At 68.5% G+C, this 23468-nt stretch carries 23 protein-coding genes; 16 read left to right on the top strand and 7 right to left on the bottom strand.

Annotation, left to right across the window (positions count from 1 at the left end; genetic code table 11):
• The first annotated feature begins 105 nt into the window (after positions 1-105).
• The gene (locus PSQ40_RS20170) at positions 106-813 is read left to right on the top strand and encodes a TetR/AcrR family transcriptional regulator (RefSeq protein ID WP_273953686.1); all 708 of its coding nucleotides are present in this window, start codon (positions 106-108) and stop codon (positions 811-813) included.
• 6 nt (positions 814-819) lie between these two features.
• On the opposite strand, the gene PSQ40_RS20175 is transcribed toward PSQ40_RS20170, so the two are convergent.
• Positions 820-1416: a peroxidase-related enzyme gene (locus PSQ40_RS20175; RefSeq protein WP_273953687.1), complete on the bottom strand. Its 597-nt coding sequence runs from the start codon at positions 1414-1416 to the stop codon at positions 820-822.
• A 302-nt stretch (positions 1417-1718) separates the two neighbouring features.
• On the opposite strand from PSQ40_RS20175, the gene PSQ40_RS20180 reads away from it, so the two are divergent.
• Positions 1719-1925 (top strand): hypothetical protein, encoded by a 207-nt coding sequence (locus PSQ40_RS20180; RefSeq protein WP_273953688.1) that lies wholly within the window; start codon positions 1719-1721, stop codon positions 1923-1925.
• A 251-nt stretch (positions 1926-2176) separates the two neighbouring features.
• Here PSQ40_RS20180 and PSQ40_RS20185 read toward each other — a convergent pair whose 3' ends face one another.
• Complete coding sequence (locus PSQ40_RS20185; protein ID WP_273953689.1) at positions 2177-2683, bottom strand: DUF1993 domain-containing protein; 507 nt, start codon at positions 2681-2683, stop codon at positions 2177-2179.
• Positions 2684-2872: 189 nt separating this feature from the next.
• Positions 2873-3442 (bottom strand): LuxR C-terminal-related transcriptional regulator, encoded by a 570-nt coding sequence (locus PSQ40_RS20190; protein WP_409338634.1) that lies wholly within the window; start codon positions 3440-3442, stop codon positions 2873-2875.
• An 88-nt stretch (positions 3443-3530) separates the two neighbouring features.
• On the opposite strand from PSQ40_RS20190, the gene PSQ40_RS20195 reads away from it, so the two are divergent.
• Together PSQ40_RS20195 and PSQ40_RS20200 are read left to right on the top strand one after the other, a co-directional pair.
• Positions 3531-4238: a CoA transferase subunit A gene (locus PSQ40_RS20195; RefSeq protein ID WP_273953690.1), complete on the top strand. Its 708-nt coding sequence runs from the start codon at positions 3531-3533 to the stop codon at positions 4236-4238.
• Positions 4239-4240: 2 nt separating this feature from the next.
• Positions 4241-4879, top strand: a complete 639-nt coding sequence (locus PSQ40_RS20200) for a CoA transferase subunit B (protein WP_273953691.1) — start codon at positions 4241-4243, stop codon at positions 4877-4879.
• Between the two features lie 146 nt (positions 4880-5025).
• On the opposite strand, the gene PSQ40_RS20205 is transcribed toward PSQ40_RS20200, so the two are convergent.
• The 3 genes from PSQ40_RS20205 to PSQ40_RS20215 form a co-directional block, all read right to left on the bottom strand.
• Positions 5026-6900: a potassium transporter Kup gene (locus tag PSQ40_RS20205; protein WP_273953692.1), complete on the bottom strand. Its 1875-nt coding sequence runs from the start codon at positions 6898-6900 to the stop codon at positions 5026-5028.
• An 82-nt stretch (positions 6901-6982) separates the two neighbouring features.
• Positions 6983-7690 carry a response regulator gene (locus PSQ40_RS20210; RefSeq protein WP_273953693.1) on the bottom strand — a complete coding sequence of 236 codons (708 nt, stop codon included), beginning with the start codon at positions 7688-7690 and terminating at the stop codon, positions 6983-6985.
• On the bottom strand, positions 7687-9204 hold the full coding sequence (locus PSQ40_RS20215) for a sensor histidine kinase (protein ID WP_273953694.1): 1518 nt from the start codon (positions 9202-9204) through the stop codon (positions 7687-7689). Before PSQ40_RS20215 ends, PSQ40_RS20210 begins: the two co-directional genes overlap by 4 nt.
• Before the next feature lie 150 nt (positions 9205-9354).
• Between PSQ40_RS20215 and PSQ40_RS20220 the strand changes: the two genes are divergently transcribed.
• Positions 9355-9951 (top strand): nucleotidyltransferase family protein, encoded by a 597-nt coding sequence (locus PSQ40_RS20220; RefSeq protein ID WP_273953695.1) that lies wholly within the window; start codon positions 9355-9357, stop codon positions 9949-9951.
• A 169-nt stretch (positions 9952-10120) separates the two neighbouring features.
• Here the strand turns inward: PSQ40_RS20220 and PSQ40_RS20225 are convergent, their stop codons facing one another.
• On the bottom strand, positions 10121-10732 hold the full coding sequence (locus PSQ40_RS20225) for a gamma-glutamylcyclotransferase (protein WP_273953696.1): 612 nt from the start codon (positions 10730-10732) through the stop codon (positions 10121-10123).
• A gap of 131 nt (positions 10733-10863) precedes the next feature.
• On the opposite strand from PSQ40_RS20225, the gene PSQ40_RS20230 reads away from it, so the two are divergent.
• The 11 genes from PSQ40_RS20230 (at position 10864) to PSQ40_RS20280 (ending at position 23467) form a co-directional block, all read left to right on the top strand.
• Positions 10864-14151 carry an ATP-binding protein gene (locus tag PSQ40_RS20230; RefSeq protein ID WP_273953697.1) on the top strand — a complete coding sequence of 1096 codons (3288 nt, stop codon included), beginning with the start codon at positions 10864-10866 and terminating at the stop codon, positions 14149-14151.
• Positions 14152-14337: 186 nt separating this feature from the next.
• Positions 14338-14883 carry a nucleoside deaminase gene (locus PSQ40_RS20235; protein WP_273953698.1) on the top strand — a complete coding sequence of 182 codons (546 nt, stop codon included), beginning with the start codon at positions 14338-14340 and terminating at the stop codon, positions 14881-14883.
• Positions 14880-15611 carry a TetR/AcrR family transcriptional regulator gene (locus PSQ40_RS20240; RefSeq protein WP_409338635.1) on the top strand — a complete coding sequence of 244 codons (732 nt, stop codon included), beginning with the start codon at positions 14880-14882 and terminating at the stop codon, positions 15609-15611. Before PSQ40_RS20235 ends, PSQ40_RS20240 begins: the two co-directional genes overlap by 4 nt.
• Positions 15612-15760: 149 nt before the next feature.
• The gene (locus tag PSQ40_RS20245) at positions 15761-16348 is read left to right on the top strand and encodes an NAD(P)H-dependent oxidoreductase (RefSeq protein ID WP_273953699.1); all 588 of its coding nucleotides are present in this window, start codon (positions 15761-15763) and stop codon (positions 16346-16348) included.
• Complete coding sequence (locus PSQ40_RS20250) at positions 16345-17667, top strand: amidohydrolase family protein (protein ID WP_273953700.1); 1323 nt, start codon at positions 16345-16347, stop codon at positions 17665-17667. The genes PSQ40_RS20245 and PSQ40_RS20250 overlap by 4 nt, the downstream gene beginning before the upstream one ends.
• Positions 17664-18200, top strand: coding sequence for a RidA family protein (locus PSQ40_RS20255; protein WP_273953701.1), 537 nt, complete (start codon positions 17664-17666; stop codon positions 18198-18200). Before PSQ40_RS20250 ends, PSQ40_RS20255 begins: the two co-directional genes overlap by 4 nt.
• 58 nt (positions 18201-18258) lie before the next feature.
• Positions 18259-19119 carry a creatininase family protein gene (locus tag PSQ40_RS20260; RefSeq protein WP_273953702.1) on the top strand — a complete coding sequence of 287 codons (861 nt, stop codon included), beginning with the start codon at positions 18259-18261 and terminating at the stop codon, positions 19117-19119.
• A gap of 105 nt (positions 19120-19224) precedes the next feature.
• Positions 19225-20250 carry an ABC transporter substrate-binding protein gene (locus tag PSQ40_RS20265; RefSeq protein WP_273953703.1) on the top strand — a complete coding sequence of 342 codons (1026 nt, stop codon included), beginning with the start codon at positions 19225-19227 and terminating at the stop codon, positions 20248-20250.
• A gap of 109 nt (positions 20251-20359) precedes the next feature.
• Complete coding sequence (locus tag PSQ40_RS20270) at positions 20360-21193, top strand: ABC transporter ATP-binding protein (protein WP_273953745.1); 834 nt, start codon at positions 20360-20362, stop codon at positions 21191-21193.
• On the top strand, positions 21193-22011 hold the full coding sequence (locus tag PSQ40_RS20275) for an ABC transporter permease (protein WP_273953704.1): 819 nt from the start codon (positions 21193-21195) through the stop codon (positions 22009-22011). Before PSQ40_RS20270 ends, PSQ40_RS20275 begins: the two co-directional genes overlap by 1 nt.
• Before the next feature lie 100 nt (positions 22012-22111).
• Positions 22112-23467, top strand: coding sequence for an FAD-binding oxidoreductase (locus tag PSQ40_RS20280; RefSeq protein WP_273953705.1), 1356 nt, complete (start codon positions 22112-22114; stop codon positions 23465-23467).
• Position 23468 lies beyond the last annotated feature (1 nt).

The raw sequence follows: 23468 nt of genomic DNA on the forward strand, positions 1-23468 counted from the left end.
GGCAAGGGGCGTCAGGACGCTTCAGAATACTGGTTTTGTGAGCATTATTCAGGTTCTGTCCGGGCCTGGCTACTCGCTTACGGCTCAGATTTTGGAGTTGTCCGCATGCCCGCTTCTCAGCGACCTGTTCCCTCTGACACTCGGCGCCGCCAGCCCACCCAGGAGCGGGCGCAGCGCACCATCGAAGCCATTTTTGAAGCCACGGCTCAGATTGTGGAGAGCGACGGCGAGGCCGCCCTGACCACCAACAAGGTGGCGCGGCGCGCGGGGTTTTCGATCGGCACCCTCTACCAGTACTTCCCGTCCAAGGAAGCCATCCTGCTGGCCATGATCCAGCGCGAGCGACGCCGGGTGATGGACCGGTTGCAGGCCCTGATGCAGGCCGCCGTGGCCGAACAGCGACCGGTGCAGGCGGTGTTGGCCGACCTGGTGCACCTGCTGGTCGAGTCGTTTGGCAGTGGACCCCGTTCGCGCCGGGCGATGATTCGCCTGGCCTGGCGCCTGGACCACCACGAAGACATCACCCAGGCGCTGCGCGAGGCCTCGGAGCACCACGCGGTGGCGCTGATCGCGCTCAAGGACCCGGCCTTGCGGGCCCCTGACCCGACCCTGATGTTTGTCGCCACGCGCGCCGTGATGGGGGTGATCCGCAGCGCCTCGCTGGAGGACTCGCCCTTGTTGGGCACCCCGGCGTTCGAGGCCGAGCTGGTGCGACTGGTCTGGGGCCTGTTGCGCCTCGAGCCACCGGCGGCTGACCCGGTGGCCCCCGCCAAGGCAGGCAGCGCCCCCGGTGCCGCGCCGGGGCGGCTTTGACAGCGATCAGGCTTTGCTTTTGGGCACCCGGCCCATGAGGTAGAACTCAGGGTTGGGCTGCATGCCCGAGAAGCTGGCCAGGCGGTTGGACAGGCCAAAAAACGCGGTGATGGCCGCGATGTCCCAGATGTCCTCGTCCGAGAAACCGTGGGCATGCAGCGGCGGGTAGTCGCTTTCGTCGATTTCGTGCGAGCGTTGGCAGACTTTCATGGCGAAGTCGAGCATCGCGCGCTGGCGTGGTGTGATGTCGGCCTTGCGGTAGTTGATGGCCACCTGGTCGGCCACCAGCGGCTTCTTTTCGTAGATGCGCAGCAGCGCGCCATGGGCCACCACGCAGTAAAGGCACTGGTTGGCGGCGCTGGTGGCGGTGACGATCATTTCGCGGTCGCCTTTGCTCAGCGAGCCGTCTTCCTTGAGCATCAGGGCGTCGTGGTAGGCAAAGAAGGCGCGCCACTCGGCAGGGCGCCGCGCCAGGCTCAGGAAGACCTGGGGCACAAAGCCGGCTTTCTCCTGCACGGCCAGGATTTTTTCGCGGATGTCGTCGGGCACATCTTCCAGCGCGGGGCTGGCATAACGGGTCGGGTTCAAGGGGCGTGTCTCCATCCAAAGTGGGCTGCCATCTTAGAACCGCTGCCACGACCCCGCAAACCGAAGGCGGGCGCTTCGAAGGCGGACGCTGGCGACACGGCGCCAAGCCGCAGGCAGTCCCAGCGGTGCGAAGCAAGGGCGGCTCCAAGCGTGTGTCAGTGGGCCTCGGGCCAGGACGCTGCGCGGAGCGCCATGACTGGGGGTTATTTATTGATAAAAACTAATGGTGACTTAATTTCAATCAAATGGATCAATGGGAAGGGTTTTTCTAACATTCAGCCCATGTTCCCCGTCACTGGCCCTTGAAGGAGTCCCCCATGAGCGCTTTGAGCCTGTCCCTGGTGCCCTCTTTGCCCACCCTGCTGCTGAGACCGGGTCCACCGCTGGCCACCTTCAGCCACCCGCCCCGGCGTCGCAAGCGCCGCGTCGGGCGGACCGTGCGCCTGGCGGTGGGCCTGGGCCTCAATGCGGTGGGGCTGGTGTTGTGCTGGCAGGGCCTTGTGCCCAGCGGGGGGCTGGCATGAGCCCGGCCCGCCGTGAAGCGGCGCTGGGCCGGACGGCCCCCTGGTGGCGCGAGGTGTTTCAGCCGGCCTGGCTGCGCTGGGCCGAGGCGGTGGCGCAGGGCACCGCGGGCTGAACGAGGGCCGAGGGGGCCGAGGGCGCCGATACCGCAGATAGCGCAGACAGCGCCGAGGGTGTGCTGTGGCGCCAGGAGAGGGCTGCAGGCCGGGTCGGTCGTGCCTGCGCGGCGGCTCGGGCCCGGCCCTTCAACGCCTCAGCGCGGGCCCAGGAAGTCCAGCTTGCCCAGCGGCACGCCTTGCTGGCGCAGCAGGCCGTAGGCGGTGGTCACGTGGAAGAAGAAGTTCGGCATGGCAAAGGTCTGCAGGTAGTTCAGGCCCGTGAAGCTGACCTCGCCACTGCGCAGCTTGAGCGTGACCGTGCGCTCTTCCGAGCCGTCGAATTGCTCGGGGCGGAAGGTCTTCAGGAAGTCCAGGGTCTTGCCAATGCGGGCCTGCAACTCGGGCAAGGTGGTCTCGCTGTCGGCGAACACCGGCGCCTCGACACCGGCCAGGCGGGCGGCGCAGCCCTTGGCAGTGTCGGTGGCGATGAAGATTTGGTTGGTGAAGGGCAGCATGTCCGGCGCCAGGCGGGCGGTGGTCAGCTGGGCCGGGTCCAGCCCGGTGGACTGGGCGTGGGCCAGGGCTTTGTCCAGGATCACGGACAGGGCTTGCAACTGGCGCACAAAGGTGGGCACGCTGGCCTGGTACATCGAAAGGCTCATGGGGGTCTCTTTTCTGGAGGCAGGGGTTCTGAAGGAAACGGGAGCGGCGATGATCGCTCAAAGCGCGTTTCTTTGCTGGGCGGTCGTGACCTGGGGCTGACCCGGGTGCCCGGTGCGGCGGCCCCGGGGCCCCACGCCGTCCAACCGGGGGGGCGGCCGCGCATGGACCGCCCACCGCCTTCACGCGCTTCAACCCGCCATCAGCTTGTGCACCAGGTCGGCCGTGGTGTTGGCCTTGTACTTGCGCATCAGGCGGGCGCGGTAGATTTCGACCGTGCGGTGGCTGATGTCGAGGACCCGGCCAATTTCCTTTGAGGTCAGGCCATCCATCAGGTGGGCCGCGACTTCGCGCTCCCGCGCGGTCAGCTCGGCTTTGACCGGACGCCGCGAGCTCAGGTCCTCAAAGGTCCAGATGCCGGCTTCGTGGGGGTTGTCGCGGTTCAGGGCGCGACCGGTGACGTGGCACCAGAAGGTCTCGCCCTGGAGGCGGCCGTCGACCCGCTTCATGATGCGGTCGTCGGCGTAGTGGCCGCTTTTGTTGAGGATCGGGGCGATGCGCTCGCCGGTGCGTTCGTATTCGTCGGCGCTGGGGTACAGCACTTTGAAGGACTGGCCCACCAGGCGTTCGCGTGTGGTGCCGAACATCTCGCAGACCCGCTGGTTGCAGTCCATGATGGTGCGGTGACGCGACAGCACCAGGCCAATCGGGGCCAACTCGAAAGCCAGTTGGTAGTCGAGTTCAATCGGGGGCAAGGTCATGCTTGTACTTACGAGCTTCTACGTACATCAATAGGTAGTATCGTAACGAATTCTGTGTGGGCACCGCTCGCTTCCTGAGGAGACCTTTGTGAACAAACTTTTTCCTTCTGCCGCCGCCGCGCTGCAGGGCGTGGTCAGCGACGGCCAGTTGATGGCTGTTGGTGGTTTTGGCCTGTGTGGCATCCCTGAGGCCCTGATCGATGCGCTGCGCGACAGCGGCGTCAAGGACCTGACGGTGATCTCCAACAACGCCGGCGTGGACGGTTTTGGCCTGGGCAAGCTGCTCGAAACCCGCCAGATCAAAAAGATGATCTCGAGCTATGTGGGGGAAAACAAGGAGTTCGAGCGCCAGTACCTGGCCGGCGAACTCGAGCTTGAGTTCACCCCGCAGGGCACGCTGGCCGAGAAGCTGCGCGCTGGCGGTGCCGGCATCCCGGCGTTCTTCACCAAGACCGGCGTCGGCACCGTGGTGGCCGAGGGCAAGGAACTGCGTGACTTCGACGGCGAAACCTACGTCATGGAGCGCTCGCTGGTGCCCGATGTGGCGCTGGTGAAGGCCGATGTGGCCGACAAGGCCGGCAACCTGCGCTTCCGCTACACCGCACGCAACTTCAACCCGGCGGTGGCCATGGCGGGCAAGCTGTGCATCGTCGAAGTCGAAAAGATCGTTGAAGTGGGCGAGATCGCCCCTGACGACGTGCACCTGCCCGGCATTTACGTGCACCGCCTGGTGCTCAACGCCACCCCCGAAAAACGCATCGAAAAACGCACCATCACCGAAAAGGCAGGAGTCTGATCATGTCCTGGAGTCAAGACCAAATGGCGGCCCGCGCCGCGCACGAACTGCAAGACGGCTTCTACGTCAACCTGGGCATTGGCATCCCGACCCTGGTGGCCAACCACGTGCCCTCGAGCATCGAGGTGTGGCTGCAATCCGAGAACGGCATGATGGGCATCGGCCCCTTCCCGACCGAGGACGAGGTCGACGCCGACCTGATCAACGCGGGCAAGCAGACGGTCACCACCATCAAGGGCTCGTCGATCTTTGGCAGCCACGACAGCTTCGCCATGATCCGTGGCGGCAAGATCAACCTGTCCATCCTGGGTGCCATGCAGGTCAGCGAAAAGGGTGACCTGGCCAACTGGATGATCCCGGGCAAGATGGTCAAGGGCATGGGCGGTGCCATGGACCTGGTGGCGGGCGTGAAGCGCGTGATCGTGCTGATGGAACACGTGGCCAAGAAGAAAGATGGCACCGAAGACCTGAAGATCCTGCCCCAGTGCACGCTGCCCCTGACGGGCGTGGGCGTGGTGGACCGCATCATCACCGACCTGGCCGTCATGGACGTGACGCCCGAAGGCCTCAAGGTGGTCGAGCTGGCTCCGGGCGTGACGCGCGAGTTCCTGCAGTCCAAGACTGGCGTCACCCTGATCTGAGGCAGATCGCCTTGGGACTGAACTGATTGACACAGCAAGCCGCGACCCTCGGAGGGCGCGGTTCTTTCAGATGGCGGGCCGGTCCCGCCATTTTTTTTGGCCCCGGCCAGCCCCGCTCTGGGCCCAGGGGCCGACCCAGCCACCGATCACAGTTCGACCTTGGAGCCCATTTCCACCACCAGGTTGTTCGGCAGCTTGAGGAAGTCGGCGGCATTGCTGGCGCTGTGGTGCATTTGCGAGAACAGCTTCTGACGCCACAGGGCCATGGCCCGTCCGAACGTGGGCACCACGGTGTCGCGTGACAGGAAATAGCTGGTGCTCATGGGTTCCAGCAGGTCGCGCAGGGTGTCGACCTGGGCCAGGGCGCGCGGCACGTCGGCTTCGTCCATGAAACCAAAGCGCACTGTCACGCTCCAGCAGCCGGGCCCCAGCGGGGCCACCGTGGCCTGCTCGGCCAGGGGGACCCGGGGTTGATCGAGGTTCTGCACGTGCAGAAACAACTGCTGCCGGTGCCAGGTCTTGTTGTGCTTGAGGTTGTGCAACAGCGCGCTGGGCACGGTGCCTGGGGCGGCGCACAGGAACACCGCGGTGCCTTCGACCTGGGTCGGCGGTTGGGCCCGCAGGGTGTCCAGGAAGGTATTGAGGTCGAGCGCATCGCGTTGCAGGCGCTCCAGCAGCAGGTGGCGCCCTTGCTTCCAGGTGGACAGCACCAGGTAGAAAGCCAGCGCCATCAGCAAGGGAAACCAGCCGCCATCGGCCACCTTGAGCAGGTTCGAGCTGAAGAAAGCCAGGTCCACCACCAGAAACACCGCCGTGGCGCCCAGGCACAGGGGCAGCGGCAGGCGCCAGCGGTAGCGCACCACGAAGAAGGTCAACAGCGTGGTGATGACCATCACCAGGCTGACCGAGATGCCATAGGCCGCGGCCAGTGCGCTCGAACTGCGGAACGCCACCACCGCCAACACCACCCCGGCCAGCAAGGCCCAGTTGACCGCGGGGACGTAGATCTGGCCCGACTCGCGCTCCGAGGTGTGGCGGATCGCCAGGCGCGGCAGGTAGCCAAGCTGGATGGTTTGCTTGGCGGCCGAGAAGGCCCCCGAGATCAAGGCCTGCGAGGCGATGACCGTGGCCAAGGTGGCCAGCACCACCATGGGCACGATGGCCCAGTCCGGCATCATGCGGAAAAACGGGTTGGCAGCAGCGCTGGCGTCACTGAGCACCAGGGCGCCCTGGCCAAAATAGTTCAGTGTCAGGCTGGGCAACACCAGGGTGAACCAGGCCAGCCGGATCGGTCGGGCGCCGAAGTGGCCCATGTCGGCGTACAGCGCTTCAGCCCCGGTCACGCACAGGAACACCGCACCGAGTGTGATGAAGGCGATTTGCTGGTGGGCCCAGGCAAAGTGCAGCGCGTGCAGCGGTGACAGGGCGCCCAGCACCTCGGGGTGGGCTGCGATGTGCGGCAGGCCCGCCAGGCCCAGGCAGGCAAACCAGCCCAGCATGGCCACGCCAAAAAAGCGGCCCAGGCGCGCCGTGCCGTAGCGCTGGGCCAGGAACAGGCTCAGCAGCACGCCCAGTGAAATGGGCAGCACATAGGGGGTGGCGGCGGGCGTGACCACCTCCAGCCCCTCGACCGCCGACAGCACCGAGATGGCCGGGGTGATCACCCCATCGCCAAAAAACAGCGCCACGCCAAACACCCCCAGCGTCATCAGCAGGGCGCGCAGCCGCGGCTGGTCCTGCACTGATTGCGAGGCCAGGGCCAGCAGGGCCATCAGTCCGCCCTCGCCATGGTTGTCGGCCCGCATGATCAGCGCCACGTACTTGAGCGACACCACGACGCTCAGGGTCCAGAAGAACAGCGACAGGATGCCCAGCACGTTGTCGGTGCTGAGCTCGACGTGGCCGCTGGCAAAGACCTCCTTGAAGGCGTAGAGCGGCGAGGTGCCGATGTCGCCATAGACGACACCGATGGCGCCCAGGGTCAGGGCGGCGAGCGAAGAGCGTTGGGGGGCGTGAGCCATGGGGAACCCGCGTTGTGGAACACGGGGCCGATGGTCTCGCGCCGGGCATCAGGAACGCATAAGGATGCGTCAGGGCGGCGGCTCAGCCCGGTCGCGCTTCGCTGAGCCGGTAGCCCACGCCAGGCTCGGTCAGCAGGCACTGGGGCTGGGCCGGGTCGGCTTCGAGCTTGGCCCGCAATTGACCCATGTAGAGCCGCAGGTAATGGGTGTGATCGCTGTACTCAGGGCCCCAGACATCGGTCAGCAACTGCCGGTGCGTGACCACCTGGCCGGCGCTGCGCACCAGGCGAGCCAGCAGCTTGAACTCGGTGGGGGTCAGGTGCACTTCGGCGCCTTGGCGCAGCACGCGGTGACGGCTCAGGTCCACGTCGAGGTCGGCCTGCTGGTACCGCGTGATCGCTGCGCTGACGCTGCGGCCCCGGTGGCGCCAGGCCACCCGCATGCGGGCCAGCAGTTCCTCGATGCTGAAGGGCTTGACCAGGTAGTCGTCGGCGCCCTGATCGAGCAGCCGCACTTTCTCGCCCTCGATCTGGCGCGCCGAGATCAGCAGCACGGGCACCTGGCTGCGCGCCCGCAATTCAGCCAGGAAGGCCGAGCCGTCGCCGTCGGGCAGGCCCAGGTCCAGCAACACCAGGTCCAGGTCTTCGTCGGCCGAGCGGTGCTGCCACAGTGCGCGCGCATCGGCGAGGCTCAGCGCGGCCAGCACGCGGTAGCCCTCGAGCTGCAGGGCCTGGCGCAGCGTGTTGCGCAGTTCCTTGTCGTCTTCGACCAGCAGCACGCCCAGGCTCATGGCAGGGCCTCCGGGGCGTCGGTTTGGGCCAGCGGCTGGGGCTCGATCGGAAAGCGGCATTCGATGCTGGCGCCGCCGCGCTGGCGTTGGCGCACGCTGATCTGGCCGCCATGGGCCAGCACGATGGCTCGGCACAGCGCCAGGCCCAGACCGGCGCCGCGTTGGGCCGGGCGCTGGGCCCCGGGGGCCGGGGCGTTGCCGCGTTCAAAGGGCTGGAACAGGCGCTCACGTTGGCCCGCCGGGATGCCGGGGCCGCGATCGGCCACCGCCAGCAGCAGCCCCGGGTCGAGGCGGCGCGCGATGATCTCGATGGCCGGGCCCTCGCCCGCATAGCGCACCGCGTTGTCGACCAGGTTGTTCAGCAGTTGCACCAACAGCGGGGCGTTGCAGCGCAGCAGGGGCAGTCCGGCTTCCAGTCGCAAGTTCATGCGCACGCCGGGGTAGCGGCTGCGGGCTCGCGCGACGGCCGAGCCGACCAGTTCCTCGAGCGATTCCCAGTCACGTTGCAGGGCGTGCTGGGGCGCGTCCAGCCGGGCCAGTTGCAAGGTGTTGTCGGTCAGGGTGCTCAGTTGTTCGACCTCGTCAACGATGGTGCCGGCGAGCGCGCTGGCCTGGTCCTGGCTCAGCTTGCCCCATTGGTGGCGCAGCGTGCTGGCCGCGCCCAGGATGGTCGCCAGCGGCGTGCGGTAGTCGTGCGAGATGGCGGCCAGCAAGGTGTTGCGCAGTTGCTGGTTCTGGGCCGCTTCGCTGTGGCGTTGCGCTCGCTGCTCGGTCTGGCGTCGTTCGAGTTGCAGGCCAGCCTGGTCGCAAAGGGCTTGGGCGGTGTCGCGCTGCAGGGGGCCCCAGTCAGCCCCCGGGGGCAGGCGCAGCAGCACCGCACCAAGGCAGTGCTGGGCCCCGCGCAGCGGCAGCAGGTGCTGGTGGTGCCACTGGCCTTGCGCCGGCCCTTGCTCGGTGGCCTGGGCGCTGCGCTGGCATTCCTGCAACAGGGCCAGCTCCTCGTCGCTGGGCTGCTGCCAGTCGCAGTGCCACAGCGGTGCGCTCGGCTGGGCGTCGCCCAGGGCTTCGTGGGGGGCGGCCAGCCACCAGGCCAGCGACCCCTGGCTCAGGCGTCGCAGGGCTTCAGCCAGGTGGGCGGCGCCTTCGGCGGGTGGGGCCAAGCGCAGTTGTTCGTTGACCTGGTGCAGCAGGTGGGCGCTCTGAGCCGCGGCGCGGGCGGCGTCGGCGTCGCGCCGCTGGCGCCCGGTGAGCCAGCCCACCATGCAGCCCACAGCCAGCATGGTGAACAGCAGCCACAGGTGTTGGCGCAGGTCCACCGACAGGGTGCCGCGCGGCGGTACAAACTGCCAGTTGAAGGCCAGCACGGCCAGGGCGCAGCAGGCCAGCGACTCCAGTGTGCTGAGCCACAGGCCGCACAGGGCCGCGGCCAACACCAGCAGCAAGGCCAGGTTGGCCAGCTCGGCTTGCCCGTCCAAGGCCGTCATCAGCAGCCAGGCGCCCGCCCAAACCGCCATGGCCGACAGCCTGCGGCGCCAGGCCGGGCGCCCCGGGGACGGAAGTGCAAAAGAGCTCATGGGGCGACGATACTACGGAGCCGATCAGGATCGCATCAGGACGACCTCGGTTCGCCTGCAGCCTCAACGTGTTTTCAGGAGCGCCTTGCCATGACCCCTTCTTTGCCCTCCACACCGCGATCGCCCGTGGTCCTGGTGCTGGCCTCGGGCCGCGGCGAGCGCTTCAAGGCCTCGGGCGGCCAGGTGCACAAGTTGCAGGCGCTGCTGGGCGGGCGACCGGTGTTGCAGCGCACGCTGGCGGCGGTGCAGGCCAGTGGCTTGCCCTGGCACCTCGAGGACGTGGGGCACCCGGGCATGGGCGACTCGATCGCGGCCGCGGTGCGTGCCACGGCCCAGGCGCCCGGTTGGTTGGTGCTGCCCGCCGATCTGCCCCTGATCCGGCCCGAGACCCTGCGGCAGGTCGCCCAGGTGCTGATGCAAGGGCCCGCCACGGTGGTGATGCCGTTTTTTGAAGGCGAGCGCGGCCACCCGGTGGGCTTTGCGGCGGCCTGCGGACCGGCCTTGCAGGCCCTGAGCGGGGAGGGCGGGGCGGCGCCGGTGCTGCGCCAGCAGGCGCCTGACCAGCGCCTGTCGCTGGCGGTGTCCGATGCCGGCGTGGTGACCGACATCGACACCTTGGCCGACCTGGCACGGGCCGAGGCGCTGGGGCAGCAGCGCGGCGACTGGGGGCCTGCCCCCGGGGGCTGACCCGGATCGCGATCCGCCCCACCGCTGACCGCGCCCGGCGCGGTCCCCGCCAAGCCCCGGTCCCTATCGGTGCGGGCCGATCCCAAGAACCGGCATGGTCAGGGTCCGCGGATGGGACGGGCTGCCATGTGCGCGGCACTGTGCCCCGACAGGGCCAGCGGGCCCGCCTTCAGTCGAGGTCGTTGCGCGGGGCCAGTCGCAGCAGGCGCGACAGGCTGCGGTCGTGGATGCCCAGCTTCAGCAGTTGTTCGTGGGTTTGCTGCACATAGTCCAGCGTGGTGCCGAACTGGCCGCAGGCCTGGGCGAAGATGCGGCGGTAGTCTTCTTCGCTGAGCTGCCCGGTGTGGCTGGGGCTGCGGCGCGACAGGGTGAAGGCCAGGGCCGAGACCGTGCCATGGTGGGTGCGGCAGGGCAGCCATCTGGGCTCGTAGACGGCGGTCATCATCTCGCGCCGCCACAGGCGTTCCAGCGCCACATCGGCCTCGCGCTGCGGGATGCGAAAGGCCACCCCCTGGCAGCTGCCGCCCGACAACATGCCGAACACCAGTCCCGGGCATTCAGGGGTGCCGCGGTTGATGCGGCTCCACATTTTCAGGGCGCGGTGCCAACCGTGCACCCGCGCGGGGCGTTGCTCGGCAAAACCAAACTCGGGGCGCCAGATCAGGGAGCCGTAGGCGAACACCCAGAGGTCGCTGCGACCACCCCATTCGCGGCGGGTGCGCTCCAGCAACGGGGCTGGGTCACGGTAGGGACGTAAGGCGGTGGTCGTCAACTCACTCATGGTCTTGAATTTACCCCTGCGAGGGCGTGAAAAGCGCGTGGACCCAAAAAACCAAGCAATCTTTGAGCCTGCTTGGCGTTTGATCTATCAATTATGATAATTTCAGCAAATAAGGCAATTTGAGAATAGAGATGAACGGCCACTTCCCTGACGCTGAGCCCTGCGGGCGCTGCCCGGTGTGTGCCGAGGGCGTGGCCCCCACGCACCGATTCTGTTCGGCCTGTGGGGCCCGACTGCAGGCGGCCGAGTTGGATGGCGCGGTTGAAAAGCGCCACCTCACGGTGTTGTTTTGTGACTTGGTGGACTCCACGGCCCTGGCCGGCGCGGTCGATGCCGAGGACCTGCGGGAGATTTTCCAGGCCTACCAGGCCAGTTGTCTGGACATCGTGGCCCAGCATGACGGCCATGTGGCCCAGGTCCTGGGCGACGGCTTGCTGGTTTATTTTGGCTACCCCCGGGCCCAGGAGGCGGCGGCGGCCCGCGCCCTGCTCACCGCCCGGGGCATCGTGGCGATGCTGCCACGCCTCAGCGCCCGCCTGCGGCACCTCACCACCCTGGCCTTGCAGGTGCGCATCGGCATCCACACCGGCATGGTGGTGGTGGGGGAGGTTGGCCGAGGCGAGCGGCGCGAGCGCCTGGCCATTGGTGAAGTGCCCCACATTGCCGCCCGCTTGCAGGCCTGGGCCCAGGCCAACGACGTGGTGGTGTCCGAAGCCACCCGGCGGGCCATTCGCGAAGACCAGAACTGGCAAGCATTGGGGCCTTTGAACCTGCGTGGCGTGAACCACCCTGTGGTGGCATACCGGCTGCCACCCGGGCCCTGGGTGGCCCAGCGCACCCCGGCGGCGGGGCGCGCCACCTTGATGGGGCGCCCCGCTGAAATGGCCCTGCTGGACCAGGCCTGGCGCCAAGTGCAGGATGGCCCTGCGGGCAGCGCCGCGCCTGCGCTGCCAGCGAGCGGGCGCTCGGTGTTGATCACGGGCGAGCCGGGCCTGGGCAAATCGCACTTGCTGCAAGGCCTTTGCCGGCGCGTGCAGGCGCAGGGGGCGCGGGTCTGGGTCTGGCGTTGCTCCCCCCATCACCAGGCCAGCGAATGGCATGCCGTGCTCGAGGGCCTGGAGGCCGATCTGGGCCTGGGTCAGGCCGGCGAGGCCGAGGCACGCCACGCCCTGTTGTGTGCCCAGCTGCCCGCCGGTGTGGCGTCCGGTTCGGACGACGCCCGCTTGCTGGCCCGCCTGCTGCGGGCCGAGGACCCCGCGCAGCCTGGCCACTGGCCATGGCCCCCCGCGGTGCTCAAACAGCGCAGCGAAGCGGCATTGCTGCGGTGCTTGCGGGCCTGGGCCGAGCAGCAGCCCCTGTTGCTGGCGATCGAAGACCTGCATTGGGCCGACCCGTCGACCCGGGCGCTGGCGCGGGCCCTGCAAGCGGCCCCTGGCGCCGCCTGTTTGTTGGTGATGACCCAGCGCCCGCCCAGCGAGGACTGGGGGGCCGGGGCGGGCTGCACCCAATCGTTGGTGCTGGACCGACTCAAGCCCGAAGAGGCCGAGGCCTTGCTGTGGCAATGCACCGAAGGCAAGCCGCTGCCGACCGAGGTGCAGCGCCGCATCCTGGAGAACACCGATGGCGTCCCCTTGTTCATTGAAGAGTTCACCCGCACCGTGCTGGAGTCCGACCTGTTGCGCGAAACAGCCCAGGGCTACGAGCTGCGTGGCCCCTTGCCGCTGGCGCTGATCCCGGACAACCTGCGTGATTCGCTCTCGACCCGCCTGGACCGGCTGGAAGCCGGGCGCGCGGTGGCGCGGCGGGCGTCGGTGATCGGGCGGCGTTTTGAACGGGCCTTGCTGCAGGCGCTGTGTGGCAACGACCCGGCGCTGGTGGAGCAGGGCCTGAGCGAGTTGCTGGCAGCGGGCCTGGTGCGACCCCTGGACGAATCAGGCCAGCGCTACGAGTTCAAACACGCCCTGGTCCAGGCCGCCGCCTACGACACCCTGCTGCGCCGCGACCACCATCTTTTGCACGGCTTGCTGGCCACCGAACTCGCCCGGCAACAGCCCGAGCTGGTGCAGCGGCAGCCCGAATGGCTGGCCCACCACCACACCGAGGCCCAGCAATGGCTGCCCGCGGTTCAGCTGTGGCTGCGGGCCGGGCAGCAGGCACTTTCGCGCTCGGCCAATCTGGAGGCTTTGTCGCACCTGCGGGCCGGTCTGGCCTTGATTCGCCACCTGTCCCCCGACGAGGGCGCCCGCCTCGAGCTCAGCCTGCTGGGGCTGATGGCACCTGCGCTCAAGGTGACGCGGGGCTTCACCGCGCCGGAGTTGGAGACCCTGTACGCGCGGGTTGAGGCCCTGTGCCAGGTGCTGCCCGACCGACCCGAGATGTTCGTGGCCCTCAATGGTTTGTGGGGCTACCGCCAGGTCAAGGGGCAGCAGCAGGGCCTGATCGCGCTGGCGCAGCAGAACCTGGCCTTTGTGGAGCGTGCCGGCACGCCCACCATGCTGGCGCAGGCGGTGTTTTCGGTCGGGGTGTCGCAGCTCTGGTCGGGGCAATTCGCGCACGCCAACGACAGCCTGCAGCGGGCGGTGCAGGTCTATGACCCCCAGCGCGACGCCCACACCGCCCAGGTGTATGGCTCGGACCCGCGCGTGGCCGCCGAGTGCTACCGCGCCTACGCCCTGTTTGCCATGGGGCTGGCCGATCAGGCGGAGGCCGCGATCGAGCGGGCCGCCGATTGGGCCTTGCGCCTGGATCACCCCTTCAGCCGCACCTGGGGGGTGGTGTTTCGCAGCGGTTTTGATGTGATGCGGCACGAGCCCGAGAAAGTCCTGGCCGAGGTGGAGCATGCCATTGCGCACTGCCGCGAGGTGGGGCATGTGTTCTGGTTGGCCACCACCCTGGCCACACGGGCCTGGGCCTGGTCCATGACCGGACGCCGTACGGAGGGCATTGAGGGGCTGCGTTCGGCGCTGGCGTTTCAGGCCTCGATTGGGGCCGGGGTGATCCTGCCCCAATGGCGTTGCAAACTGGCCGAAGCCCTGATGCTGGATGGCCAGTTGGCCCAAGCCGAGCTGGAGATCGAGTCGGCCCTGGCGACCAGCGTGGCCCACGCCGACTTTTTTTGCCGCAGCGACATCCTGCGCGTGCGCGGCGAAATCGCCCGGCGGCGCTACCCGGACCAGCCGGCGCTGGCCCATGCGCGTCTCCAAGAGGCCCTGCTCATGGCGCAACAACTGGGCTACAAGCCCTGGGCCCTGCGCATTGCGACCAGCCTGTGGCGCCTGGCGCATGCCCACGGCACCCCTCGACCGCCCCTGGCGGCCTTGCTGGCCGAGTTCCAGGAAGGGCAGGGCACCTGGGCGCTGCGGGAAGCCCGTGCGGCCTTGCAGTCCCTGCCGGTCGAGTCGGGTGTGACCGCCGCCTGAGTATCGGGTCGGCCTCTCAGCCACGCCCCGCCACGGTGTGCCGTGGCACAGGAAATGCTTCGCCCCCGCCAGGTGCAGTGCCCCGGGTGGGGGCTGCGGCGGCACGGCCAAGGGCGGTGTCCGGCCTGTTCTTGTCACTGTCTGGAGGGCGGTCCGGGCTGAACCGGGGCGCCGAGGAAACCTGCCATGTCGTCTGCTGTCGTCGCCGCTGCCGAACCCTGGACCACCGAGGCGGCCTTGCCGGCCGAGGTGCCGTTGAACGAACGCGATGGGCGTTACCTGCGCGCGGCGATCGCGCTGGCCGACCGGGGGCGTTCGCGTGGCAACCGGCCCTTCGGCGCGGTGCTGGTGTCGCCCGACGATGAGGTGATGGGCGAGGCCTGGTGCAACACCACCGAAACCGGCGACTGCACGGGCCACGCCGAGACCGGCCTGGTGCGCGCGGTGAGCCCGCGCTACTCGCGCGAACAACTGGCCGCCGCCACGCTGTACAGCTCGGGCGAGCCCTGCGTGATGTGTGCCGGGGCCATCTTCTGGTCCAATGTGCGGCGCGTGGTCTATGGCATTGACGCGCAGCGCCTGCGGGTGTTCCGCGGCGAACGGCTGGACCAACGCGATGCCGAGCTGTCCTGCCGTGATGTGTTCAACGCCTCGCCCTACGCCATCGAATGCGTGGGCCCGGCGCTGATCGAAGAGGCCAGCCAGTCCCACCGCGGTGCCTGGAAGCTGTGAACGCCACCGCCCGCCTGCCCCCTGATCAGGCCTTGCTGGCCGAGGCCGACGCCGAACCCCAGGCGCCCGGCCAGCGGGCGCGCGCCGGCCGCGAACGCACGCTGGCGGCGATCCGGGCGGCGGCCATCGTGGAGTTCAGCCAACACGGCTTCAAGGGCGCCTCGACCCAGGCCATTGCCGAGCGCGCTGGCCTGACCAAACCGCAACTGCATTACTACATCCAGGGCAAGGACGAGCTGTACGAAGAGCTGCTGGGCTCGGTCCTGCAGGGCTGGAGCAGTGCCTTTGTGTTCGATGCCCCGGCCGACGGCCCCGCAGCCGACCCGCGCCAGGTGCTGGCCGAGTACGTGCGGCGCAAGCTCGACTACGCGCTGGACCAACCGGGCCTGTCGCGCATTTTCACCAGCGAGGTGCTCAGCGGCGGCCGCAAGCTGGGCCGCTACTGGCCCGAGGCGCTGCGCTCGACCCAGCACAAGGTCGAGGTGATCGAGCGCTGGATGGCCGCAGGCCTGGTGCGCCCGCTCGATGCCCGCGTGCTGCTGATGCAGATCTGGGGCATGACCCAGCATTACGCCGACTATGGCGTGCAGGTGCGCGTCATGTTGGGGCTGCCCCCCGACGCCCCGATCGAGCGCGCACCGATTGCGCTGCAAATCACCAACTTTGTGCTGATGGGCTGCGGCCTGGCACCACTTCAAGACAGCCCGCCGCTCAGCGCGCCGGTTTGAGCCCCGCCGCGGGGCAGGCGCCGGCCTGCGCGGCTGGCACAGCGTTTGCAACGTGTTCTGAACATTTGACCGATCGATCAAATCAAGTGGTCAAGGATTCGGCCGTCGGCCGAAGCCGACCTGTCCGACCCCGTGAAAGGGCCTGAACGATGCGGATTTTGGTGATTTATTGCCACCCGGTAGAGAGCAGCTACAACGCCGCGCTGCACCAGCAGGTGCTGAGCAGCCTGCGCCAGGCCGGCCACGAGGTGGACGACTGCGATCTGTACGCCGAGGGCTTCAACCCGGTGCTGTCGCGCGAGGAGCGCCTGGGCTACCACGAGGTGCCCAGCAACCGCGTGCCGGTGCAGGGCTATGTCGACCGACTGCTGTGGGCCGAAGGCCTGGTGTTTTGTTTCCCGACCTGGTGCTTTGGCTTGCCCGCGATGCTGAAGGGATTCTTTGACCGCGTGCTGATGCCCGGCGTGGCCTTTGACATCAGCGACCCCCAACACGTCAAACCCGCGCTGACCCACTTGCGGCGCATCTCGGCCGTGGTCACCTATGGCCGCCCCCGTTGGACGGCCTGGTTCATGGGCGACCCGCCCCGCAAGGTCATCACACGTTACCTGCGCCTGCTGACCGGGGGCAGCGCCCGCGTCAGCTACCACGCCCACTACCACATGAATGTGGCCACTCCGCACAGCCTGAAAGCCTTCCAGGCCCGGGTGGCCCGCGCCATGGAGCGTTTCGCATGAGCCCCACCGCCTGGTCGCAGCCCGACGGTCGGCGTGGCACCGCGCCTGACGCCTTGGCGCAGGCCCGCCTGCCGGCCTGGGCCCTGCCCAATGACTGGCCCCGTGAAGGGGGCGTGCCCGCGCTGGCCGACCTGCAATGGCACGCCGGCCGCGTGACTCGCCTGAGCCCGCACGGCCAGGCCCCCTTGCAGGGCGAGGTCTGGTCACTGGGCGGTGCCCCGGTCCTGCCCGGTCTGGTCGACGCCCACACCCACCTCGACAAAGCCTTCACCTTGCCACGCCTGGGCGAGGTGCAGCCCGGTCTGCTGGGCGCCATCGAGGCCATGATGCAGGACCGCCGCCACTGGACGGCCGACGACGTGCATGCGCGTGCCAGCCAGGGCTTGCGCTGGGCCTGGGAGGCCGGTGTGGTGCACCTGCGCACCCACTGCGACTGGTGGGAACCGCAGACCACGCCCGTGGCCTGGCCGGTGCTGCGTGAGCTGGCGCAGGCCTGGCAGGGCCGCTTGCAGCTTGACCGCGTCAGCCTGATCCCGCTGCACCTGTATGCCGAACGCGACACGGCTTTTGCGCTGGCGGCCCAGGTCGCGGCCAGTGGCCCTGGGGCCTGCCTGGGGGGCTTTGTGCACAGCAGCAACTGGGACCCGCTGGCGCTGCGCCACCTGCTCGAGGCTGCGCGCTACCACGACCTCGATGTCGACCTGCATGTGGACGAAGAACTCAACCCGCGGGCCCAGGGCCTGTGGCATGTGGCGCGCCTGGTCAAGGCGCTGGACCTGCGCACCCGCGTGGTCTGTGGCCACACCTGCGCGCTGGCGGCCCAGCCCGAAGCCGAGGCCCTGGCCACGCTGGACGCGGTGGCCGAGGCCGGCCTGACCCTGGTCAGCCTGCCCATCACCAACTTGCTGCTGCAAGACGCGGTCACCGGCCGCACACCGCGGGCCCGCGGCCTGACGCTGGTGAAAGAAGCACGGGTGCGTGGCATCCCGGTGCTGCTGGCCAGCGACAACGTGCAAGACCCGTTTTGCCCCAGCGGCAGCTTTGACCCCCTGGAGGCCTTTGGTGTCGGCGTGGCGATGGGCCAGCTGGGCCAGCCCTTTGACGTGTGGAGCGACAGCCTGTGCCGTCGCTCGGCGCTGGCCCGCCCCGGCAGCGCCCCGCCGGCGCCGTTGCGCGTCGGCAGCGAGGCCGACGTGTTGATCTTCCCGCAGGCCAATGCCTGGGGCTTCCCCTCGCGCACCCAGCCCCGCGTGGTGCTGCGCCAGGGGCAGCCCTTGGCTTGGCCCCCTTCAACCCCTTGGACAGAGGCGTCCGCATGAGTGTGACATCCGTTCCAGGCGCCACCGCGGTGGCGCCCGCCCAACCGGGCAGTACCTTGGTGGCGCCCGCCCAGCCGGGCGGTGCCGCCGCCCTGGCCCAGCCGCTGGCGCGTTACGCGGCCTGGCGCCGGGTTGGGGACTTTGTGTTCCTGTCCGGCGTGATCGCGGTCGATCCGGCGGCCCAGCGCATCGTGCGCGGTTACGCCGACATCCCGGACGCGGCGGCCGACCTGGTGGGGCGCACCGGTGAGTTCTCGAGCGACTACAAGGACGGCCCGATCCTGGCCCAAAGCTGGTATGTGCTGGACCGCGTGCGCCTGACCATCGAGGCCGCAGGCGGCCAGATGAGCGACGTGTTCAAGCTGGTGCAGTACTTCAAGAACCTGGACCACTTTCCGCACTACAGCCGGGTGCGCAAGCTGTTCTTCCCCGGTGAGCCACCGGCCTCGACGGTGGTGCAGGTCAGTGCCATGTTGCCCAGCGAAGACATCCTGATCGAAGTCGAGGCCACCGCCTACCTGCCGCTGCGCTGACGCCCGGCTCACCACGACCACCGACCAGTCCCACCCACCCGCTCCCAGAAGGTACCCCATGCTGCATGGCTACACCCCACCCCAGCGTTACTTGCCCTACCTGAGCTGGCGCGAAATCGTTGCACTGCCGGACCGCGAGAACACCGTCATCGTGCTGCCCACCGGCGCCACCGAGCAACATGGCCCGCACCTGCCTTGTGCGGTGGACACGGTGATCTCGGCCGGTGTGGTGGGCCATGCACTGGCGGCGCTGCCCGCGTCGGTGCCGGCCTACGCGATGGCCCCGATCACCTACGGCAAGAGCGAGGAGCACCTGCACTTTCCGGGCACCATGACGCTGAGCGGCGAGACCCTGCTGGCGACCATGAACGAGCTGGGGGAGTCGGTCTACCGGGCGGGCTTTCGCAAGCTGCTGATCGTCAACGGCCATGGCGGCCAGCCCCAGGTGATGGAGATGGCGGCGCGCGAGCTGCGCCTGCGCCATGGCGACTTCATCGTGGTGCCCAGCTTCACCTGGCGTGTGCCCCATGTCGCGGGCCAGTACCTGTCGGAGCGCGAAAAAAAGCTGGCCATGCACGCGGGCCACGCCGAAACCGCGCTGATGCTGGCGCTGGCCCCCGACACCGTGCAGATGGCGCACGCGGTCACCAATTACCCGCCTGAGTTCCCCTCGCGCCTGCTGTCGCCCGATGGCCGCCCGGCCTGCGCCTGGAGCGCACGCGACTTTGGCCCCAGCGGCATCATTGGCGACCCCCTGCCGGCCACCGCCGAGCAGGGCCAGGCGATCCTTGAATCACTGGCCCAGAGCTGGGCCCAGGCCATCACCGAGCTGCACCAGTTGCAGTGGGCCCCGCGCGCGGAGCCGACCTGGGGCCGCGCGCAGCACTGCGGCCATGTCGAGGCCCAGTGGCCTGCGTGAGCGCCGCCAGGGCAGGGCTGGCGCTGGCCTGAATCCTGCTGAACCCGCGCGGCAACCCCCTTTTGTCTCACTTCCCTTCCATCCACCCACTCCCGGAGTTCTGCCATGACCGAGTCTGCTGTCCTCACCCGTGCCCTGTCCCGCCTGGCGGCCCCCTGGCGTCCCGTCGCCCTGGCTGCCTGCACCCTGGCGACCTGGGGCAGCGGCGCCGCGCACGCGGATGAGCCTTTCGTCTACATGACCAACTGGTACGCCCAGGCCGAGCACGGGGGCTTCTACCAGGCCCTGGCCACCGGTCTGTACAAGAAGGCGGGGCTGGATGTCAGCCTCAAGATGGGCGGCCCGCAGGTCAATGTGGTGCAGATCATGGCCGCCGGTCAGGCCGACTGCGTGATGGGCTCGAGCGACCTGCAGATGGTGCAGATCCGCGAGGGCGGCGTGCCGGTGACCACCGTGGCCGCGATGTTCCAGAAGGACCCGCAGGTGCTGATCGGCCACGAGGACGTGAAAAAGTTCGAAGACCTCAAGGGCAAGACCATCCTGATCGCCGGCTCGGCCCAAAAGGGCTTCTGGCCCTGGCTCAAGGCCAAGTATGGTTTCACCGATGCCCAGACCCGGCCCTACACCTTCAACATCCAGCCCTTTGTGGCCGACAAGAACACGGCCCAGCAGGGCTACCTGACGTCCGAACCCTTTGCCATCCAGAAGGCGGGCGTCAAGGCCAACACCCTGATGTTCAGCGACCATGGCTTCCCGGCCTATGCCACCACCGTGTCGTGCATGGACAAGACCGTCAAGGACCGCAAGAAGGCGGTGGCGGCCTTCGTCAAGGCTTCGGTGGAAGGCTGGAAGAGCTACCTCGCCGACCCGGCCCCGGGCAATGCCCTGATCAAGAAGGACAACCCGCAGATGACCGACGAGCAACTGGCCTACAGCGTGGCCAAGCTCAAGGAGACCGGCATGGTCGGCGGCGGCGACGCGGCCGCCCTGGGCATCGGCGTGATGACCGACGCGCGCATCAAGGCCAGCTACGACTTCCTCGTCAGCACCAAGCTGATCGACCCCGCCAAGGTCAAGCCCAGCGAGGCCTACAGCACCGAGTTCGTGAAAGACCTCAAGGTCCTGCCCTGAGGCCTGGCCACCGCCTGGCCCTGAGCGGTGCCCCTTGGGGCACCGGTCGGCTGGGCGGTGGGATTTGGATGTGTCTGATTGACCTGAAAGCCCCGGCATGAACCCTGACATGAGCCCGGATGCCCAGCAGCCTCCCGTGACGGGGGCTGCGTCCACTGCGGTGGACGAGGTGCCCGCGGTCGACATCCTGTCGGCCGAAAAAACCTACCCCAACGGCACGCGCGCCCTGCTGCCGGTGGACCTGAGCCTGCGTGAAGGCGAGTTCGTCACCTTGCTCGGTCCCTCGGGCTGCGGCAAGAGCACCTTGCTGAAGATGATCGCGGGGCTGCTGGAGCCCAGTGACGGCCGCCTGCTGCTGTGGCGCAAGCCGGTGGCCGAGCTGGCCCAGACCGGGCGCAAGATGGCCTTTGTGTTCCAGTCGCCCACGCTGATGCCCTGGGCCTCGGTGCGCCGCAATGTGCGCCTGCCGCTGGACCTGGCGGGGGTGCCGCGCGCCGAGGCCGAGGCCCGCGTCAGCGAGGTGCTGGCCCTGGTGGGGCTGGCCAAGTTCGACCAGGCGCTGCCACGGGCCCTGTCGGGGGGCATGCAGATGCGGGTGTCGATTGCGCGCGGGCTGGTCACCGAGCCCGACCTGCTGCTGATGGACGAACCCTTTGGCGCGCTCGACGAGATCACCCGCCACAAGCTCGACGCCGAACTGCTGGAGCTGTGGCGCAAGAAGAAGCTCACCGTGATCTTTGTCACCCACTCGATCCACGAGGCGGTGTTCCTGTCCAGCCGGGTGGTCATGATGGCGGCCCGCCCGGGCCGCGTGGTGGAGCAGTTCCACATCGACGAGCCGCACCCGCGCACGGCAGACTTTCTGGTCAGCCCGCAATTTGCCGTCCATGCGCGCCAGTTGCAGGACAGCCTGCTGCGCGCCAGCACCGAGGAGGAAGCGTGATGAACCGCCCCGTCGCCCCCGCCTGGCTGCACCGCCCTCAGGTGCAGCGTGTCGTTTACCCGGCCCTGGTCGGCTTGTGCCTGCTCGCGGTGTGGCAGGGCCTGGTGACCGGGCTGGCGCTGCCGCCCTACCTGGTGCCCGGCCCGCTGCTGATGTTCGAGACCCTGATCAAGGACGCCCCCACGCTGGGCCTGGCGCTGTGGGTGACCGTCAAGGTCACCTTGCTGGCCTTCTTGCTGGCCACCGTGGTCGGGGTGTTGATCTCGTTTGTGTTTGTGCAGAGCCAGCGCATCGAGACCGCGCTGTTCCCCTACGCCGTGCTGCTGCAGGTGACCCCGATCGTGGCCGTGGCGCCGCTGATCATCATCTGGGTGCGCGACGCCACCTTGTCGATGGTGATCTGTGCGGCGCTGGTGGCGCTGTTCCCGATCATCAGTAACACCACGCTGGGCCTGCGCAGCGTGGAGCCTGATCTGCAAGCCTACTTTCGCCTCAACCACGCCACGCGCTGGCAGTCCCTGGTGCGCCTGCGCATCCCGAGTGCCCTGCCTTACTTCTTTGGCGGCCTGCGCATTTCGAGCGGGCTGGCCCTGATCGGGGCCGTGGTGGCCGAGTTTGTGGCGGGCACCGGCGGCACCGGGGCCGGGCTGGCCTACCAGATCCTGCAGGCAGGCTTTCAGCTCAACATCCCGCGCATGTTCGCGGCCCTGCTGCTGATCTCGCTGACCGGCGTGACCCTGTTCGCCTTGATGTCCTGGCTGAGCCGCCGGGCGCTAGGCGGCTGGCACGCCAGTGAAACCTCGCGCGAGGGCGGCTGAGCCCCGTCCCTGTCTGCCCTGGCCCTGGCGCCGCCTTCGTCAGGGGCCCCATCACCGCCTTGACCGACCCACCGACCCTGGACTGCTGGAGTACCCGCCCATGAGCACCTGCACCGCTGCCGCGACCGACTTGCCTCAACACCTGCCCGCGCTCGACTGGATCACCGACCCCTCGCGGGTGGCGCGCCTGTCGCAGGACTTTGCCTGGTTCAGCCCGGTGCTCAAGCGCGAGCTCAGTGGCAAGGTGGGCGAGGTGGTGGTGCGCCCCCGCACCGAGGACGAGATCCGCCAGGTCGTGGCCCTGTGTGCGCGCGAATCGGTGCCGATCACCGTGCGCGGCAGCGGCACCGGCAACTACGGGCAGTGCACGCCGCTCGCCGGTGGCGTGGTGCTGGACCTGAGCGCCTACAACGGCTTTCTGTGGTGCCGCGGCGCGGTGGGCCGGGCTCAGGCCGGCATCCGGCTGGCCGAGTTTGACGAGCGTTGCCGCCCGCTGGGCCACGAGTTGCGCTGGCTGCCGTCCACCTTCCGCAGTGCCACCCTGGGGGGCCTGTTTGGCGGCGGTTTTGGCGGTGCGGGGTCCATCAACTATGGCCCCCTGGCCGCGCCGGGCAATGTGCTGGGCGTGCGGGTGATGACGGTCGAGCCCGAGCCCCAGGTGCTGGAGTTGCGGGGCCCCGACGCCATGTTGCTGCACCACACCTATGGCACCAATGGCATCGTGCTCGAGCTGGAAGTGGCGCTGGCCCCGGCCACCCCGTGGACCGAGTGCCTGGTCGAGTTCGACGACTACGGGGCGGCCCTGCAACTGGCCACCGAGTTCGGGGCCGCACCAGGCCTGCTGAAGAAAGAGGTCTGCTTCCTGGGCGCGCCGATCGCGGACTACTTCACCGCGCTGGCCGAGCACCTGACGCCCGGTGCCCACGTTGTGCTGCTGGTCCTGGCGCCCGAGGCCGAGGCCGCCTTGCAGGCCATGGCGAGTCGCCTGGGGGGGCGGCTGTGCTACCGCAAAAGCGCCGACGAGGTGGCGGCCAGCCACCGCACGCTGCTGGAGTACACCTGGAACCACACCACGCTGCACGCGCTCAAGGTCGACAAGGGCCTGACCTACATCCAGACCGGCTTTGACCCGCAGCGTTTTCAGGCACAGGTGCTGGCCCTCGAGGCCGCGCTGGCCGGCGAGGTGCTGATGCACCTGGAGTTCTTGCGCACCAAAGAGGGCGCTTTCACCTGCAGCGGCTTGCAGATCATCCGCTACACCACCGAGGCCCGGCTCAACGAGATCATGCAGATCTACCGCGACCACGGCGTGTTCATCAACAACCCCCACGTCTATGTGGTGGAGGACGGCAAGCAGGCCGGTCAGCTGGCGCCCGGGGTGCTGGCCATGAAGCAGCGCTTTGACCCGCAGGGCCTGCTCAACCCCGGCAAGCTGCGCAGCTGGGCACCGGCCTGAG

Source organism: Curvibacter cyanobacteriorum, from assembly GCF_028649475.1.
Classification (GTDB): domain Bacteria; phylum Pseudomonadota; class Gammaproteobacteria; order Burkholderiales; family Burkholderiaceae_C; genus Curvibacter; species Curvibacter cyanobacteriorum.

Coding starts and splice junctions, on each gene's coding strand:
- PSQ40_RS20175 (WP_273953687.1), bottom strand. CDS start 1,416: ATGGAGACACGCCCCTTGAACCCGACCCGTTATGCCAGCCCCGCGCTG.
- PSQ40_RS20235 (WP_273953698.1), top strand. CDS start 14,338: ATGTCGTCTGCTGTCGTCGCCGCTGCCGAACCCTGGACCACCGAGGCG.
- PSQ40_RS20205 (WP_273953692.1), bottom strand. CDS start 6,900: ATGGCTCACGCCCCCCAACGCTCTTCGCTCGCCGCCCTGACCCTGGGC.
- PSQ40_RS20280 (WP_273953705.1), top strand. CDS start 22,112: ATGAGCACCTGCACCGCTGCCGCGACCGACTTGCCTCAACACCTGCCC.
- PSQ40_RS20215 (WP_273953694.1), bottom strand. CDS start 9,204: ATGGCGGTTTGGGCGGGCGCCTGGCTGCTGATGACGGCCTTGGACGGG.
- PSQ40_RS20255 (WP_273953701.1), top strand. CDS start 17,664: ATGAGTGTGACATCCGTTCCAGGCGCCACCGCGGTGGCGCCCGCCCAA.
- PSQ40_RS20265 (WP_273953703.1), top strand. CDS start 19,225: ATGACCGAGTCTGCTGTCCTCACCCGTGCCCTGTCCCGCCTGGCGGCC.
- PSQ40_RS20190 (WP_409338634.1), bottom strand. CDS start 3,442: ATGACCTTGCCCCCGATTGAACTCGACTACCAACTGGCTTTCGAGTTG.
- PSQ40_RS20210 (WP_273953693.1), bottom strand. CDS start 7,690: ATGAGCCTGGGCGTGCTGCTGGTCGAAGACGACAAGGAACTGCGCAAC.
- PSQ40_RS20260 (WP_273953702.1), top strand. CDS start 18,259: ATGCTGCATGGCTACACCCCACCCCAGCGTTACTTGCCCTACCTGAGC.
- PSQ40_RS20275 (WP_273953704.1), top strand. CDS start 21,193: ATGAACCGCCCCGTCGCCCCCGCCTGGCTGCACCGCCCTCAGGTGCAG.
- PSQ40_RS20230 (WP_273953697.1), top strand. CDS start 10,864: ATGAACGGCCACTTCCCTGACGCTGAGCCCTGCGGGCGCTGCCCGGTG.
- PSQ40_RS20250 (WP_273953700.1), top strand. CDS start 16,345: ATGAGCCCCACCGCCTGGTCGCAGCCCGACGGTCGGCGTGGCACCGCG.
- PSQ40_RS20200 (WP_273953691.1), top strand. CDS start 4,241: ATGTCCTGGAGTCAAGACCAAATGGCGGCCCGCGCCGCGCACGAACTG.
- PSQ40_RS20225 (WP_273953696.1), bottom strand. CDS start 10,732: ATGAGTGAGTTGACGACCACCGCCTTACGTCCCTACCGTGACCCAGCC.
- PSQ40_RS20180 (WP_273953688.1), top strand. CDS start 1,719: ATGAGCGCTTTGAGCCTGTCCCTGGTGCCCTCTTTGCCCACCCTGCTG.
- PSQ40_RS20185 (WP_273953689.1), bottom strand. CDS start 2,683: ATGAGCCTTTCGATGTACCAGGCCAGCGTGCCCACCTTTGTGCGCCAG.
- PSQ40_RS20170 (WP_273953686.1), top strand. CDS start 106: ATGCCCGCTTCTCAGCGACCTGTTCCCTCTGACACTCGGCGCCGCCAG.
- PSQ40_RS20270 (WP_273953745.1), top strand. CDS start 20,360: ATGAGCCCGGATGCCCAGCAGCCTCCCGTGACGGGGGCTGCGTCCACT.
- PSQ40_RS20220 (WP_273953695.1), top strand. CDS start 9,355: ATGACCCCTTCTTTGCCCTCCACACCGCGATCGCCCGTGGTCCTGGTG.
- PSQ40_RS20245 (WP_273953699.1), top strand. CDS start 15,761: ATGCGGATTTTGGTGATTTATTGCCACCCGGTAGAGAGCAGCTACAAC.